15 protein-coding genes are annotated in these 14,656 nt (G+C 54.9%); 7 read left to right on the top strand and 8 right to left on the bottom strand.

Annotated features, from left to right (window positions below; translation table 11 throughout):
- Positions 1–25 precede the first annotated feature (25 nt).
- Positions 26–2,194, bottom strand: coding sequence for a cation:proton antiporter (locus EJ361_RS10180; RefSeq protein WP_126245481.1), 2,169 nt, complete (start codon positions 2,192–2,194; stop codon positions 26–28).
- A gap of 133 nt (positions 2,195–2,327) precedes the next feature.
- On the opposite strand from EJ361_RS10180, the gene EJ361_RS10175 reads away from it, so the two are divergent.
- Together EJ361_RS10175 and aat are read left to right on the top strand one after the other, a co-directional pair.
- Positions 2,328–2,633, top strand: a complete 306-nt coding sequence (locus tag EJ361_RS10175) for an ATP-dependent Clp protease adaptor ClpS (protein WP_126245479.1) — start codon at positions 2,328–2,330, stop codon at positions 2,631–2,633.
- Positions 2,634–3,281, top strand: a complete 648-nt coding sequence (gene aat, locus EJ361_RS10170) for a leucyl/phenylalanyl-tRNA--protein transferase (protein WP_126245477.1) — start codon at positions 2,634–2,636, stop codon at positions 3,279–3,281.
- Positions 3,282–3,286: 5 nt separating this feature from the next.
- On the opposite strand, the gene EJ361_RS10165 is transcribed toward aat, so the two are convergent.
- On the bottom strand, positions 3,287–4,201 hold the full coding sequence (locus EJ361_RS10165; RefSeq protein WP_126245475.1) for a hypothetical protein: 915 nt from the start codon (positions 4,199–4,201) through the stop codon (positions 3,287–3,289).
- 110 nt (positions 4,202–4,311) lie between these two features.
- Here EJ361_RS10165 and EJ361_RS10160 point away from each other — a divergent pair, with 110 nt between their 5' ends.
- Genes EJ361_RS10160 through EJ361_RS10150 form a run of 3 tightly spaced genes read left to right on the top strand, consistent with a single transcriptional unit; the run spans position 4,312 to position 7,289 of the window.
- Positions 4,312–4,971 carry a metal-dependent transcriptional regulator gene (locus EJ361_RS10160; protein WP_205686979.1) on the top strand — a complete coding sequence of 220 codons (660 nt, stop codon included), beginning with the start codon at positions 4,312–4,314 and terminating at the stop codon, positions 4,969–4,971.
- Positions 4,972–4,980: 9 nt separating this feature from the next.
- Entirely contained in the window at positions 4,981–6,861 is a 1,881-nt protein-coding gene (locus EJ361_RS10155) for an Nramp family divalent metal transporter (protein ID WP_126245473.1), read from the top strand.
- 17 nt (positions 6,862–6,878) lie between these two features.
- On the top strand, positions 6,879–7,289 hold the full coding sequence (locus tag EJ361_RS10150) for a thioesterase family protein (protein WP_126245471.1): 411 nt from the start codon (positions 6,879–6,881) through the stop codon (positions 7,287–7,289).
- A 4-nt stretch (positions 7,290–7,293) separates the two neighbouring features.
- Here the strand turns inward: EJ361_RS10150 and EJ361_RS10145 are convergent, their stop codons facing one another.
- The 5 genes from EJ361_RS10145 to EJ361_RS10125 all read right to left on the bottom strand — a co-directional run bounded on the left by EJ361_RS10145 (position 7,294) and on the right by EJ361_RS10125 (position 11,048).
- On the bottom strand, positions 7,294–8,025 hold the full coding sequence (locus tag EJ361_RS10145; RefSeq protein ID WP_126245469.1) for a LytR/AlgR family response regulator transcription factor: 732 nt from the start codon (positions 8,023–8,025) through the stop codon (positions 7,294–7,296).
- On the bottom strand, positions 8,000–9,067 hold the full coding sequence (locus tag EJ361_RS10140; RefSeq protein ID WP_205686978.1) for a sensor histidine kinase: 1,068 nt from the start codon (positions 9,065–9,067) through the stop codon (positions 8,000–8,002). Before EJ361_RS10140 ends, EJ361_RS10145 begins: the two co-directional genes overlap by 26 nt.
- 17 nt (positions 9,068–9,084) lie before the next feature.
- Complete coding sequence (locus tag EJ361_RS10135) at positions 9,085–9,438, bottom strand: DUF4288 domain-containing protein (protein ID WP_126245467.1); 354 nt, start codon at positions 9,436–9,438, stop codon at positions 9,085–9,087.
- Positions 9,439–9,522: 84 nt separating this feature from the next.
- Entirely contained in the window at positions 9,523–10,242 is a 720-nt protein-coding gene (locus tag EJ361_RS10130) for a LiaF transmembrane domain-containing protein (protein WP_126245465.1), read from the bottom strand.
- A 143-nt stretch (positions 10,243–10,385) separates the two neighbouring features.
- Entirely contained in the window at positions 10,386–11,048 is a 663-nt protein-coding gene (locus tag EJ361_RS10125; protein ID WP_126245463.1) for an FAD-binding oxidoreductase, read from the bottom strand.
- A gap of 118 nt (positions 11,049–11,166) precedes the next feature.
- On the opposite strand from EJ361_RS10125, the gene icd reads away from it, so the two are divergent.
- Together icd and EJ361_RS10115 are read left to right on the top strand one after the other, a co-directional pair.
- The gene (icd, locus tag EJ361_RS10120; protein ID WP_126245461.1) at positions 11,167–12,432 is read left to right on the top strand and encodes an NADP-dependent isocitrate dehydrogenase; all 1,266 of its coding nucleotides are present in this window, start codon (positions 11,167–11,169) and stop codon (positions 12,430–12,432) included.
- 160 nt (positions 12,433–12,592) lie between these two features.
- The gene (locus tag EJ361_RS10115) at positions 12,593–13,825 is read left to right on the top strand and encodes an NADP-dependent isocitrate dehydrogenase (RefSeq protein ID WP_126245459.1); all 1,233 of its coding nucleotides are present in this window, start codon (positions 12,593–12,595) and stop codon (positions 13,823–13,825) included.
- Positions 13,826–13,945: 120 nt separating this feature from the next.
- Here EJ361_RS10115 and EJ361_RS10110 read toward each other — a convergent pair whose 3' ends face one another.
- Positions 13,946–14,635, bottom strand: coding sequence for a DUF4998 domain-containing protein (locus EJ361_RS10110; protein WP_126245457.1), 690 nt, complete (start codon positions 14,633–14,635; stop codon positions 13,946–13,948).
- Between the last annotated feature and the right edge of the window lie 21 nt (positions 14,636–14,656).

Below are 14,656 nucleotides of genomic sequence, written 5' to 3'. Positions count from 1 at the left end.
CCTTGCTGTTTTTACCGATTGAATTTTATACTTCGGGATCGTTCTTTCCGTTGGAACCTTTGAAGATCTTTTTAACGGCGCGCCCCAATTTATGGATGTTGCGCAGCTGTTCCTGGATGGGCATGAGCGAAATATCTTCGTCCTGCATACCGGGCTCGATGTTTTCGGCGGTGCGTTGCTCGGGATAGATGAGGATGATGTTGTTTTCGCGGAAATAGCGGACCATTTTAGCGGGAATGCCTTCCAGGTAAGGCTGGAAGGAGATGGTGCCTCTCCGTGCGGAAACCACTACGATCATATCGTCTGCAGACACGTTGCGGGCGATGACGAGAAAATCTTCCGGATTTTCCAGCGTGCGGAAAGATATTTCAACGCTCACTTTCGCTTCGGCGATATATTTCTCCACCGCGCCCTGCGTTCCTTTCCCGCAATACGCCAGGATGCGCGCCCCGGCTTGTTTGGCCAGCAGCACGATTTTTTCCATGTAATGCAGAAAGCCCAGTTCGTATTCCGTATTGCGCGGTAAAATAAGGACAAGCTTCTTGGTGGTATTGATGGGCGAATGGAAGTCGCAGATATAGACGGTTTCCCAGACGCTTTGCAGCACATTATCTGTCGTGGAGCCGAAGATGGTGCCGAAAATGCGGTCGGTGGCGCTGTTCTTTTCGCTCCAGGCGAGGATTACGTCGGAGATGAGCAGTTCTTTCACGGCGCGTGAGATGCCGTCGGTCACGTTGAGGTCTACCCGCGTCACCACCTGCAGATTGCTTTCCGACGCGGCGGCGTGGATCACGGCTTTCTCCATGGTTTTATTGCTGAGGTGGATTTTTTCCCGCGCTTCTTCATCGTCTTGCACCACCACGAGGGGGTACACGGGCGCGGGGTTGCCGGGTTGTTTGACCATGAGCGCGAAATCCAGCAGGGGCTCCATGCGTTCGGGCTGGGCGATGGGGATGAGGAAGCGTTCCGGACCGCCGGTGATCTCGGGCTTGCGGTCGGCCTCCACGAGCGCCAGTCTGCGGCCGGCGCTTTCCGTCACGAAGGAGCTGACGGTACAGGTAACAAGGATCAGCAACACCGATCCGTTCAACACGTTTTCGTTGATGATACCCATTTTGTACCCGATCATGACTACGGCGATGGTAGCGCCTACCCTGGCGCTGCTGAGGCCGAAAATGACATTGCGCTGATTGGGCGTGTAGCCGAATACGAGCTGCGCAAAAAATGCCGCGAGCCATTTGCTGAATAAGGCCGCGGCCGTTAGCACGCCCGCCAGGATGAGCGCTTCCGTCCCCTTCAGCAACACTTTTAAATCAACCAACATGCCTACCGAAATCAGGAAAAAGGGAATGAAAATGGCGCTACCCACAAACTCTATTCGGTTCATCAGCGGGGAAGTATGGGGAATGAGCTGGTTGAGCGCCAATCCGGCCAGGAATGCTCCAATGATCGCTTCCACACCGGCCAGTTCGGCAAGAAACCCGGCAAGAAAAACCAATGCCAGTACAAAAACGAAGTGGGTCGTCTTATCATCCTTTATTTTCTTGAAAAACCATCTGCCAATGATCGGAAAACCCCACATTACCACCACGGAGAATATCGTAAAGGAAATTCCCAACCGCAACCAAAAGGCGGTATCGAGATTGCCGGTTTGCGCGCCGGTGATGATCGCCAGGATCAACAGTACGGCCGTATCCGTAATAATGGTACCGCCCACAGCAACGGTCACGGCCTCGTTCTTGTTGATGCCCAGCCTGCTGGCCAATGGGTAGGCAACGAGGGTATGGGTGGCGAACATGCTGCAGATGAGCAGCGTGGCCATGAGATTAAAATGCAGTACATAGGTGCATAAAACATAGCCAAGCAGCATGGGGATGAAAAAAGTAAATGCCCCGAACACGGCGCTGCGATGCCTGTTTTTCCGAAATTCCGTCATATCCAGTTCCAGCCCGGCCAGGAACATGATATATAACAAACCTGCGTTCCCGAACAGCTTGATGCTGCCCTGCTCGATGATCCCGAACCCATGGTCCCCTATCGCCATGCCCGCCAGTATCAGGCCGATGATGCTCGGAATGCGGAATTTGCGCAGGATGATCGGCGCGAGCAGAATGATAAACAACACCAGGCTGAAAATCGGAACCGGGTCTTTGAGGGGCAAGCTGATATGCAAGAGAAAAACCAATCCTTTCATCAATAATCCATTTACGTTCAAATAGTCCAGAAACTTCGCAACTGCAGTTTCATGGCTGTTAATTTACGACCATTCCCGTAAACTCCCGGACGATCGCAAAAAAATGTAACTTTGCAGAAACATAGGACCGAACATGCATTACACGGGAACAGGCGTATCCGTTCAGGAAGCGGAGGATGTGCTGGTGGAAACGGCGGAACAATTCCCTTTCAGCCTGATAGTATGGAATGATGAAGTAAACACTTTCGACTGGGTGATCCAGTCGCTGATGGAAGTGTGCGGCCATACGGAAGAACAGGCGGAACAATGCGCGCTCATCATTCATTTCAATGGCAAATACGCCGTGAAAAACGGCGAATTGACAGACCTGAAGCCCATGCTCGAAGCCCTGCTCGACCGCGGCATCAGCGCCACCATCGAAGAAACAGTTGCTTCATAATTGCCCCTTTTCCATCTCCCCGAAAACGAACTGTATTTTCCGCCGGTGTCCATGTCGGAGCCCGACGGACTGCTCGCCATCGGCGGAGACCTTAGCCCGGAACGGCTCCTGCTGGCCTACCGTTCCGGTATTTTCCCCTGGTACAACCGTAGGCCCATCCTCTGGTGGAGCCCCGATCCCCGGTTCGTCCTCTATCCTTCGGAACTGAACGTTTCCCACAGCATGAAGCCCGTCCTCAAAAAAGGGACCTTCCGGATCAGCTATAACGAATGCTTCGAAACCGTGGTAGACCGCTGCCGTACCGCTCCCCGCGAAGGGCAAGACGGGACCTGGATCACGCGGGACATGCTCCGTGCCTACACTTCCCTCCACAAACAGGGCTACGCCATGAGCGTGGAAAGCTGGCAAAACGATGAACTCGTGGGTGGATTATATGGTGTGAAGATCGGCCGGTGCTTCTTCGGAGAAAGCATGTTCGCCGCCGTGAGCAACGCCTCCAAGGCCGCGTTCATCACTTTCGTGCAGGACCATGCCGCCCAGCTCGCCATCATCGACTGCCAGGTACATACGCATCACCTCGCCTCCCTGGGCGCAAGGTTCGTGAGCCGCGTCACGTTCCTGGACACGGTGCAGCGTAACCTCGATTAATTTCCCTACTTGCGTTTTTTCGTGAAAGTACCTTCGAACGCGCATTTGATGCCGCGATAGGCGCCACAGCCCGTTTCACTGATCGTTACCTTGCTGCCGCTGAACTTGAAATCCACGATGCAGCCAGACTGTTTGTCGCGCCACTGGCCCGTGGTGGCGGAGGTAAAACGGCCCGTGCCGTCGATCTCGCCGGTGCAGGCACCTTTGTCGCGCGTGAAGTGAATGAAAAAAAGGAATTCCTTCGCCGTTTCCCCATCGCGGATGGAAACAATGTTGCCTTCACCCGCGGTATAGTTGCCGGAGAACTTGTGTTTGCGGGGAAGGGTGTCTATGGGATTGAAAAGCCCCGTTACCGCGGGCTCGTTGGAGTTCGTGAGGATGAGCGCCAGGCTGCCGTCCGGGTTGGCCGCGAACACGTCTTCCCGCGCGATGGCCGCGCCGGTTTCGGTGGTTACGCGGATATTGCCTTTCTTATCGACGGAAAAACCCGTCTTTTTATTCCCGCTGGCCGCATATTGCGCAGCGAGGTGCCTTTTGAGGAAAGTCCCGTTTTTATCGTAAAAGCACATCCAGGCCGCGGCGCCCGATTTGGCGGCGCCTTCCACTACGAAGAGGCGGAGGTCTTCGGTGAGCGCCACCTGCCCTACCGGCCAGAACCTGGGCTTTTCGGCCGCGCCGTAAACGCCTTTGGCGAGGGTGTCGGGGAGGAACTGTTTCAGGTAGCGGGATTTGAACGCCAGGCTGTCTGTCCGCTTCCGCTTCAGCGAATCCGCGTTCCAGCGCAGCGCCTCCGCAGGGGGGAACTTGTTGGCATAATCCGCGAACGTAAGCGCGCGATCGTCTTCGCTGATGGTCTTTTTACGGGATTTGCAGCCGGCCACTACGCCGATCGCCAGAAACAGGAAAAGTATGCTCCGCATAATGATTTGTCGTAATTCGGCGAAAAGGTAGTCATTATTCCAAATTTCTCCCAGTTCTTTTCCTTTCGGAATAATTTATTTAGATTTGCCTAAATTATATTTTAGAGCATATGAACTTGACGGTCGCGGAGGAGAACTATATTAAAAGTATTTATAAGCTGCAGGACGGGGACCAGGTGGTGAGCACCAACGCCATCGCTTACGACCTGGCCACCAAGCCGGCATCTGTAACGGATATGGCGAAGAAGCTGAAAGAGAAGAAGTTGATCGATTATGAGAAGTACCAGGGTATCAGCCTCACCACCGAAGGCCGCAAGCTCGCTTTGCAGATCGTTCGCCGCCACCGTTTGTGGGAATGTTTCCTGGTAGACAAGTTAAGTTTCAGTTGGGACGAGGTGCACGAGATCGCCGAAGAGCTGGAACATGTGCGGAGCGAAAAACTGATCTCGCGGTTAAGCGCGTTTCTGGGCAACCCCACTACCGACCCTCATGGCGACCCCATCCCCGACGCGCAGGGCCGGATCTCCAAAAGCCAGCCCCTCATTTCGCTGGACAAAGCCACGGCGCGGCGGCTCGAAGTGGCCGGCGTGTCTGACCAGTCGTCTGCCCTGCTGGAGTTCCTCAACGCCAAGGGCATCCGGCTCGGCACCCAGCTCGATCTTATAGAAAGATACGAATTCGACAACTCCGTGGAGGTCAAGATCCGCAATCAGCCGGCCTTTACACTTAGCGAACAGGTATCGAAGAACATTATGGTCAAATCATTGTAAACCGGCAGCATGCGTACGCAGGAATCCAGCGCCTCACTCAGCGAAGTTCACCAGAGTATAGACACTACACAGCCCCAACGTTCCAAATGGCGAAGGATACTGGCCTTTTTCGGCCCGGCCTACCTTGTTTCCGTGGGGTATATGGACCCGGGGAACTGGGCCACCGACCTCGCAGGCGGCAGCCGCTACGGCTATACCTTGCTTTGGGTGCTGCTGATGAGCAATATCATGGCCCTGTTGCTGCAAAGCCTCAGCGCGCGGCTGGGCATCGTTCGCGGGCGCGACCTCGCGCAGGCCAACCGGGAAACCTATCCCGCGCCGGTCAACTTCATTTTATATATCCTCGCCGAAATCGCCATTGCCGCCACCGACCTCGCGGAAGTGCTGGGCATGGCGATCGGGATCCAGCTGCTGACGGGGCTTCCGCTCATGTGGGGCGTGAGCCTTACCGTGCTCGATACGTTCCTGCTGCTCATCCTCCAGCGGTACGGCATCCGGAAGATGGAAGCGTTCATCATTGCGCTGGTGGCTATTGTGGGAACGTCGTTCCTCGTGCAGCTGCTCATCGCCGAGCCACCCATGGGCGAAGTGGTGAAGGGCTTCGTGCCGGCGCTGCCGGATGAAACGGCGCTGTACATCGCTATCGGGATCATCGGCGCCACGGTGATGCCCCACAACCTGTATTTGCATTCCGCACTTGTTCAAACGCGCAAGATCAGCAAAACGGACAGCGGCATCCGCAGGGCATTGCGCATCAATTTCGCGGATACGGCCATTGCGCTGAACCTCGCGTTTTTCGTGAACGCCGCCATCCTCATCCTCGCCGCAGCCGTGTTCTATAAAGCCGGCCATACCGGCATCGCGGACCTCCACGAGGCCCACCGGATGCTGGAGCCCTTGCTGGGCAGCAAGCTCGCGCCTATCCTCTTTGCCGTGGCGCTCATCGCCGCGGGGCAAAGCTCTACCGTAACGGGAACCCTCGCCGGGCAGATCGTCATGGAAGGATATTTGCGGCTGCGCATCAATCCCTGGCTGCGCCGGCTGATCACGCGGATGGTGGCCATTATTCCTGCATTGATCGTGATCCTGGTAGCGGGCGAAGAAAAGATCGGGGAACTGCTCGTCTTCAGCCAGGTGTTGCTCAGCCTGCAACTCGGCTTCGCCATCATCCCGCTTATCCATTTCGTGAGCGATAAACAGACCATGGGCAACTTTGCGATCAAACCATATGTGAAAGCTGCGGCCTGGCTCATTTCCAGCGTTTTGGTCTATCTTAATATCCGGATGGTTTACAACGAAGCGGAAGCAATCCTCACGGCCGATAACCCCTGGTGGGTAGACGGGCTCATCCTCGCGGTGATCCTCGGTTTCATCGCCTTGCTGGTCATCACCGTGATCTATCCCTGGCTGAGCCGTTACCGGAAAATGCGCTCGGCACAGATGCACCCGGCCAACGTTTCCCTCGGCGATCTCGAAAAGCCCATCTACGGCCGTATCGCCATGGCGCTCGACTTTTCGCAGCAAGACGAGCGCGTGATCGCCAACGCTCTCGCGCAAGGGAACCCCAACACACATTACGTGCTCATCCATATCGTAGAAAGTGCGTCTGCCCGTTATTTCGGGAAAGACGCGCACGATTTCGAAACGCAAAAAGACCAGGAACAGCTAGACACCTACATCCGCCTCCTCGCCCAACGCGGCGTCAAAGCCACCGGCCTGCTGGGCTACCGCCACCGCGCCAAGGAAATCGCGCGGATCGTGAAAGCGGAAAATGCAGACCTGCTCATCCTCGGCGGCCACGGCCACTCGGGGTTGAAAGACTGGCTCTACGGCGAAACCGTGAATTACGTCCGCCACAAGGTCCACATCCCCGTACTGGTCGTGCAATAATTTTCGTACTTTCAGGAATGGCCATCCCCATTCAGCCCGGCGATGAACGCCGTTTCAGCCGCCATGTCCGCCCGGAAGATTGCGCCGCGTTCGACAGCGGCTCCGTTCACCCCGTTTACGCCACGTTCGCCCTCGCGCGCGATGCGGAATGGTGTTGCCGCCTCTTCGTGCTCGACGTCAAATCCCCCGAAGAAGAAGGCATCGGCACCATGATTTCCGTTGAACATATCAGTCCCGCCACAGAAGGTTCCACCGTGGAATTCACTGCCGTCGCGGAAAGCATCGCAGGAAACGAAATCATCTGCGGCTTCGAAGCGCATTGCAACGGGAGGCTTGTCGCCAAAGGGAAAACCGGCCAGAAGATCCTGAAAAAAGAAAAACTGGAACGGCTGTTCCAGTCTCTCGGCAATTCGAATATGAAAAGTTGAAACGCTATAAACCCAATACTTCCTTTAGTTTCGGATAACCTGTTTTGCTAACCATCACTTTACTGCCGTCCCGCAAAATGGCGAGATAGCTTTCCTTTTCATAGGGATCGATGCGCGTGATCTGCGTAACGTTCAGGATATACGAACGGTGCACGCGGATGAATTGCTGCGGATCGAGCATTTTTTCGAAAAAGGTCATGGTTTTATTCTTGAGGAAAGCCCCTTCCGCCGTGATGATCTTCACATAATCGTCTGCCCCTTCGAGATAATGAATATCCAGGACGGGGATGATCTTGATCTTCCCGTTGATCTTCACCACCACGCGGTTTTGCTGCATGGGCATTTCGCGGGCGGCATTGTCGAGCAGGTCGGGATTGATGCCGCTGCTCCGTTCCAGCATTTTCTGCAAGGCTTTGGCGAAGCGGTCTTTGGAAAACGGTTTCAGCAGATAATCCACCGCGCTCACCTCGAAAGCGCGGAGGGCGTATTCTTCGAAGGCGGTGGTGAAGATAACCTGCGGCAGCTTGTCTACCAGTTCCAGCATTTCGAAGCCGTTGATCTTGGGCATTTGTATGTCGAGGAAAAGGAGGTCGGGCTGATGTTGCTGGATGGCCTTGAGCCCTTCAAAGCCGTCGTTGCATTCGGCCACTACTTCCACCTGCGGAAAATCGCGCAGGTATTCCCTGACCAGTTCGCGGGCGAGGGGCTCGTCATCTATCAAAATGGTCTTTATCATGCTGCTGAGGTACTTTAATGAGTGTGGTAAAGATATTGCCTTCCGTCTTGGTTTCCAGCAGGTCTTGCCGGGCAAAGAGCAGGTATAGCCTGCGGCTGATGGAATTGAGGCCGAAGCCGGTGCCTTTGCGCGAGGTGGCGGGCATATCTGTATCGAACGGGTTGGTGACGGACACGAAGAGCACATCGCGCTCCGTCCAGGCGTGGATGCGGATGCTGATAGCATCGGTGGTGTCGTACAATCCGAATTTGATGGCGTTTTCCACGGCGGGCTGCAGGAGCATGGGCGGGATGCTGAACTCCCCTGCCCCGGGGTCTGTCACCAGTTCGGTCGTGAGCCGGTGGCGGAAGCGCACTTTCTCGATGTCGAGGTATAATTGGAGGTACTGGAGTTCCTCGCGCAGGGGGATCCAGCTTTGATCTTCGCGTTTAAGCGTACCGCGCAAAAAATCGCTCAGCTGCTGGATCATCTGCCGCGCTTCTTCCGGGCGGATGGAAACGAGGGCGTTGATGGAATTGAGGCTGTTGAACAGGAAGTGCGGCTGCAACTGCTGGCGGAGCTTGTAGAGCTCGGCTTCGCGGGCCATCTTCTCCGCCGCGTCTTTCCGTGCCAGGGCCTGCCGCTGGTCTTCCATTTCGTACATGATGAAACTGAGGAACCCCGTGCCCATGAGCATGAGCCATCCCAGCGCGAAGCGCACGGGCGCGGTGTCTGACAGCCATTGCAGGTACACCGCGTCTTTCGGGAATACCGCCCGGAGGATCACCAGGGTGAGCAAAAGCCAGAGTGCGCTGATGACGGTGGTGAGGACGGCTACGTACACATAGCGCATCCTCACCGGTCTGTAATAAGCCTGCATCTGGGTGATGGCGGCCACCGCGATGAACAGGAGAATGTTGTGGATATTGGCGTCCATCCAGGCGTTCGGCCCGTCTACCCCGAGCCAGTAATGCAGGATGAAACCATGCACGGCCGAGAACACGCAGCAGGCGATGAGGAACGTCCAACGGAAGGGCTTTTCTTTCAACAGATGTGTTGCCAAGGGAGTCGTTTTCCGGATTAAACATTCAGTTCGAACATCTTCTGCGTTTGCAGCTGCGCCGCTTTCATCTGCAGGAGGGCCACATAGCTGTTGGCGTTATCGGGCTCTTCCACGCGGGAATAGATCTCCATACCGTCTTTCAGCTCGTCGAGCGTATGCAGTTCGGGAACGTTGATGTATCGCCATTCCACCAGTTCTTCGCGCTGGTTCCGGAAAGCATACTGTTCCTGCTCCCCGATCTGCACCGCCTTTTTCCAGGCTTCTGCCTTGCTGGTTGCGCTGATGAGGCGCAACTGCTCGTCGAATTGCGGGAGGTGGTCGCCTGTTCCGCAAATGATCTGGTAAACGATCTTGGCTACGTACCAATACATGTTTTAAAGGTTTTCGGTGATATAAAGGATGGATGGAATGGGGGAAACGTACAGGTGGATGAAAGAATGGCGGAAGGGAAAGGATCAATAGCTTTTCAGGTCTACCCCGCCGAAAGTGCAGGACCCCTTGAGAATAAGCGTCTTGTTGGTCGGGATGGCCGGAGGAACGAGGCGTTTGTCTTCGATCCCGCCGAATACCGTGTTGATGTCTACTTTCACGTTCCAGTTCGAGGGCACGATGATCTCCGTACCGGCGAAGAGGTTCGTAATCTCCAGGATCACTTCTCCATTAATGTCTGCCTGTGAAAAGTTCAGTTCCGTGCCGCCGAACATGGTGGTCACGTTGCCACCCAGGAAATTTTTGGAGAGCACAACTTTATTGGTGCCGCTGAAAACCGTGGTGGCCTGCAGGAAATCGTCCTGGCTGGCGCTTTCGTCTGCCGTAAAGATCTGTTCGTACTGTTGCCTTTTACTCGTTGCCCGGCCTATGATATATATACCGATAACGATTAGGATCGCGGGCCAGAGGAACTGCCGCAGGTTCCAGTTGTACGGTACAATGTCGCCCACCAGGAATACGCATCCGATAAAGGTGACGATGAACCAGGCCACTCCCTGGAATTTCCCTTTCACCCCCATCACGAAACCAATGGCGATAAGGATCATCGGCCAGGAAAACAGCCAGTCGGGGAAGAAAACGCCCATTCTTCTCAACAGGATGAAGATACCGATACAGAGGATGATGAGACCGGCCCAGAGTCCTCCGTTGCTGCCGCTATCATGTTGACGATTATACCTGCTCATAAATTGTAGTGTTTGCGTTTTGTAGGTTAGGATTGTTTGATTGATGATGCAAACATACGGAGCGTATATACGCCGGGCAACCGCTATCAGGCGGGCGAGGGTGGATTTACCGGTAAAAAGGGGGAAATCGTCGGTGAAACCGGTCAAAGCTCGACGATGACGGATTCGCCGCCCAATTTTCGGATGATGGGCTGCAAAGCGGCCACCATGGGATCCGGGCCGCAGATATAGAAATGCTGTTTGAAGTTCTTGACCTTATCGCGCAGGTAAACTTCGTCAATATAATGATGATCGTACCCCGGCCGGGCCTCGTCGGTAAGGGTATTGATGAAATTGGGGCCCAGCATGGCGCGGAATTCGGGCTCAAGAATAATGTCTCCCTGCGTTTTATTACTGAATATCAACTTGTTACCTCCAATTCTCCCATCTTCCCGCAACTGCCGGAAAATGGCGATAAACGGGGTCACACCGGCGCCTCCGGCGATGAACACGCCTTCTCCCTGGTACTGGATGGCGCCCCAGGGCTCGTGGATGACCAGTTCATCGCCCGCCCGAAGCTGCCCCAACTGGTGGGTAACGCCGTCGTGGTCGTCGTAGATCTTGATGGTAAACTCGAGATGGTCCCAGTCGTTGAGCGCCGTGAAGGTGAAAGGCCGCAACTGGTCGTTCCAGCCGGGTTTGTTGACGGCCACGTCCGTCGCCTGCCCGGGTATGAACGTGTACCCCTTGGGTTTACGGATTTTGAAGCGTTTGACGTCGTGCGTAACGGGGCTTATATCCAATATTGTGACAATATGTTGCTCCATGGGGTCCGGATTTACGGGTCAGACAATTCTATCCCGAATTTAAGTTAATTCTCACAAATCGGGGGGTGGGGACCGTTGTAAATGTGTTACCTTTGCGGTGCAATAAAGAACAAGCAATATGCCGGCAGAAAAAATTCAGATGATCAACGGGCAGATCAAGGTTCCTGCCCATCCTATTATTCCATTTATTATCGGAGACGGCATCGGGCCGGATATCTGGCGTGCGAGCGTAAGGGTGTTCGACGCGGCCGTGGAGAAAGCTTACGGCGGTGAACGGAAAATCGAGTGGAAAGAAGTGCTGGCGGGCGAAAAAGCCTTCCAGGCAACGGGCGAATGGCTGCCCAAAACGACTTTGGACGCACTGAAGGAATACCTGGTATCTATCAAGGGCCCGCTGACGACCCCCGTGGGCGGCGGTATCCGTTCCCTGAACGTGGCCATGCGCCAGGAGCTGGACCTTTACGCCTGCGTGCGCCCCGTGCGTTGGTTCAACAAGGTGCCCAGCCCCGTGAAGCACCCCGAAAAGGTGGATATGGTAATTTTCCGGGAAAATACGGAAGACATCTACGCCGGCATCGAATACATGTATGGCACCGAAGGCGCCAACAAGCTCCTCAAATTCCTCACCGAAGAGCTGGGCGTGAACAAGATCCGCTTCCCGGAAACGTCTTCACTGGGTATCAAACCGGTGTCCAAGGAAGGTACGGAAAGACTGGTACGTGCAGCCATCAGGTATGCCATCGAACATAAAAAACCCACCGTTTCCATCGTTCATAAAGGCAACATCATGAAGTTCACCGAAGGTGGCTTCAAGAACTGGGGCTACGAACTGGCGGCCCGCGAATTCGGCGAATACGTGTACACCTGGGAGCAATGGGAAAAAACGAAGAAGGAACAGGGCGAAGATGCGGCCAACAAGGAAATCGCGGTGGCCAGGGCGCATAACAAGATCATCGTGAACGATGTGATCGCCGACAACTTCCTCCAGCAGATCCTCCTCGCACCGCAGGACTACTCCGTGATCGCCACGCTCAACCTCAACGGCGACTATATCTCCGACGCGCTGGCAGCAGCAGTAGGCGGTATCGGCATCGCGCCCGGCGGCAACATCAACTACGCTACCGGCCACGCCGTGTTCGAAGCCACCCACGGCACCGCGCCCCGCTTCGCCGACACAGATACCATGAACCCTTCCTCCGTGATCCTCTCCGGCGTTATGATGCTGGAATACCTGGGATGGAAGGAAGCCGCAGATATCATCACCCACGGCCTCAGCACCGCCATCATGCGCAAACGCGTTACCATCGACTTCTACAAACTGATGGACGACGCCACGCTCGTGAAGACCAGCGAGTTCGCAGACGAGATCATCAAGCAGCTTTAAGATAGCCTTAACAGCGATTTTCCCGCCACGATTACGTTTTTTTGAAGGATAATACTATCTTTCGACATTCAAATAATATCATTTGATAGAAAAACGTAATCCGTAGCGGGATTTCGTGTCTCATAAAGATTTTATAAGAAGAACACAAAACATTACATCGATGTCACAAAAAATCAAAGTTGCAAACCCTGTGGTTGAACTGGATGGCGACGAAATGACGCGGATCATCTGGAAGTTCATCAAAGACAAACTGATCACACCGTATCTGGAGCTGGACATTAAATATTACGACCTCGGCATGGAGCACCGCGATGCTACCAACGACCAGGTGACTATTGACGCCGCCAACGCTATCAAACAATATAACGTGGGCATCAAATGCGCCACTATTACGCCCGACGAGCAACGTGTAACGGAATTCGGACTGAAGCAGATGTGGAAATCCCCCAACGGCACTATCCGTAACATCCTCGACGGCACCGTGTTCCGCGAACCGATCGTGATGAGCAACGTTCCGCGCCTCGTGCCCAACTGGACCGCTCCCATCTGCATCGGCCGCCACGCATTCGGCGACCAGTACCGCGCTACCGACTTCGTGACCAAAGGCAAAGGCAAACTGACCGTGAAGTTCGAAGGCGAGAACGGGGAAGTACAGGAATTCGAAGTGTACAACTTCAAAGGCGACGGCGTTGCCCTGGCGATGTACAATACCGACGAATCCATCTACGGCTTCGCGCGCGCCTGCTTCAACCAGGCCCTCATGAAGAAATGGCCCCTGTACCTCAGCACCAAGAACACCATCCTGAAAAAATACGACGGCCGTTTCAAGGATATCTTCGAAGACGTATACCAGAAAGAATTCAAAGCCGAGTTCGACAAAAACGGCCTTACCTACGAGCACCGCCTGATCGATGACATGGTGGCATCCGCCCTGAAATGGAACGGCAACTTCGTATGGGCTTGTAAGAACTACGACGGCGACGTGCAGTCAGACACCGTGGCCCAGGGCTTCGGTTCCCTCGGCCTCATGACCTCTACCCTCGTTACGCCCGACGGCAAAACGATGGAAGCGGAAGCCGCCCACGGCACCGTAACCCGCCACTACCGCGATCACCAGGCCGGCAAACCCACTTCCACCAACCCCATCGCTTCCATCTTCGCATGGACCCGCGGCCTGGAGTTCCGTGGCAAACTGGACGGCAACCAGGCCCTGATCGATTTCTGCCACGCCCTCGAAGCCGTGTGCATCGAAACCGTAGAAAGCGGCAAAATGACCAAAGACCTCGCTGTCTGCATCCACGGCAACAAAGTGGAACACGGCAAACACTATCTCTACACCGAGGAATTCCTCGAAGAGCTGGACAAAGGCCTGAAAGCCAAACTCTCCAAGTAATCCGATCGCTTGCGATACGAACGGCCTCCATTGCGGAGGCCGTTTTTTATTCCGCCCATCTCCATAAAAAAGCCCCCGGGCGTCTATTCCCGAGGGCCAACTTACAAACAGCAGGGCATTCTAAAATTTTAACGTATCCGGCTTCAATGCATAAAACGTATCGATGGCCAGCGCTACCGGTTTGTAACCCGATAAAACGCTGATAGCTTCGCCCGCTTTACAATCCGGCACGCGCGTTTCCCACGCGCCGGGCAACACGTCATACGTTTTTTTCTGTCCGTTCACATCCGTGTAAGCGATCCGGGAACCGGTGTGCACCGTATCGGCCGTTGCCCATTGGATCACGAGCGTTTCGCTTTCGAACCATTTGGAAATAACGCCCCGGTTGTTCAGGCCGCTTTCGTACCGCGCGCCGTAAGTGCGGACAGAAATCGGGCTGGGCACGGATATGTTGCCCGCGGCATCGAGGGCGTACAGCGCAAATTCATACCTGTCTTCGTTCACAGCCGGCACGATCACTTTTATGAATTCTGCGGGATCGTGCGTGGAAGCGTCTACCATGGCAGTATTCCGGCCATTGTTCCAGGTGATGCGGTAACGTTTCACGCTGGGGTCTGCACTGGGATTCCAGGAAAACTCCACGCGGTTGCGGCCAGGACTGGCCTTGAGATTGTTCGGTTTGCCGGGATAGACGCTTTCTTTTCCGCCCAGGAATTCCCGGTAGTCTGTCGGTTCCCTGTCGCAGGCGCCCAAAGCCAGGAGCATCGCGCATCCGGCGGCCAGCAGGGTATATGGATTGAATGTTTTCATGTGTTGATGCGGTTTGTTTGA

The sequence above is a fragment of the Chitinophaga rhizosphaerae genome (genome assembly GCF_003958645.1).
GTDB lineage: Bacteria > Bacteroidota > Bacteroidia > Chitinophagales > Chitinophagaceae > Chitinophaga > Chitinophaga rhizosphaerae.
This window is presented reverse-complemented; position numbering and strand designations above follow the sequence as displayed.

Coding starts and splice junctions, on each gene's coding strand:
- EJ361_RS10125 (WP_126245463.1), bottom strand. CDS start 11,048: ATGGAGCAACATATTGTCACAATATTGGATATAAGCCCCGTTACGCAC.
- EJ361_RS10145 (WP_126245469.1), bottom strand. CDS start 8,025: ATGATAAAGACCATTTTGATAGATGACGAGCCCCTCGCCCGCGAACTG.
- icd (WP_126245461.1), top strand. CDS start 11,167: ATGCCGGCAGAAAAAATTCAGATGATCAACGGGCAGATCAAGGTTCCT.
- EJ361_RS10110 (WP_126245457.1), bottom strand. CDS start 14,635: ATGAAAACATTCAATCCATATACCCTGCTGGCCGCCGGATGCGCGATG.
- EJ361_RS10135 (WP_126245467.1), bottom strand. CDS start 9,438: ATGTATTGGTACGTAGCCAAGATCGTTTACCAGATCATTTGCGGAACA.
- EJ361_RS10180 (WP_126245481.1), bottom strand. CDS start 2,194: ATGAAAGGATTGGTTTTTCTCTTGCATATCAGCTTGCCCCTCAAAGAC.
- EJ361_RS10150 (WP_126245471.1), top strand. CDS start 6,879: ATGGCCATCCCCATTCAGCCCGGCGATGAACGCCGTTTCAGCCGCCAT.
- EJ361_RS10175 (WP_126245479.1), top strand. CDS start 2,328: ATGCATTACACGGGAACAGGCGTATCCGTTCAGGAAGCGGAGGATGTG.
- EJ361_RS10115 (WP_126245459.1), top strand. CDS start 12,593: ATGTCACAAAAAATCAAAGTTGCAAACCCTGTGGTTGAACTGGATGGC.
- EJ361_RS10130 (WP_126245465.1), bottom strand. CDS start 10,242: ATGAGCAGGTATAATCGTCAACATGATAGCGGCAGCAACGGAGGACTC.
- EJ361_RS10160 (WP_205686979.1), top strand. CDS start 4,312: ATGAACTTGACGGTCGCGGAGGAGAACTATATTAAAAGTATTTATAAG.
- EJ361_RS10165 (WP_126245475.1), bottom strand. CDS start 4,201: ATGCGGAGCATACTTTTCCTGTTTCTGGCGATCGGCGTAGTGGCCGGC.
- EJ361_RS10155 (WP_126245473.1), top strand. CDS start 4,981: ATGCGTACGCAGGAATCCAGCGCCTCACTCAGCGAAGTTCACCAGAGT.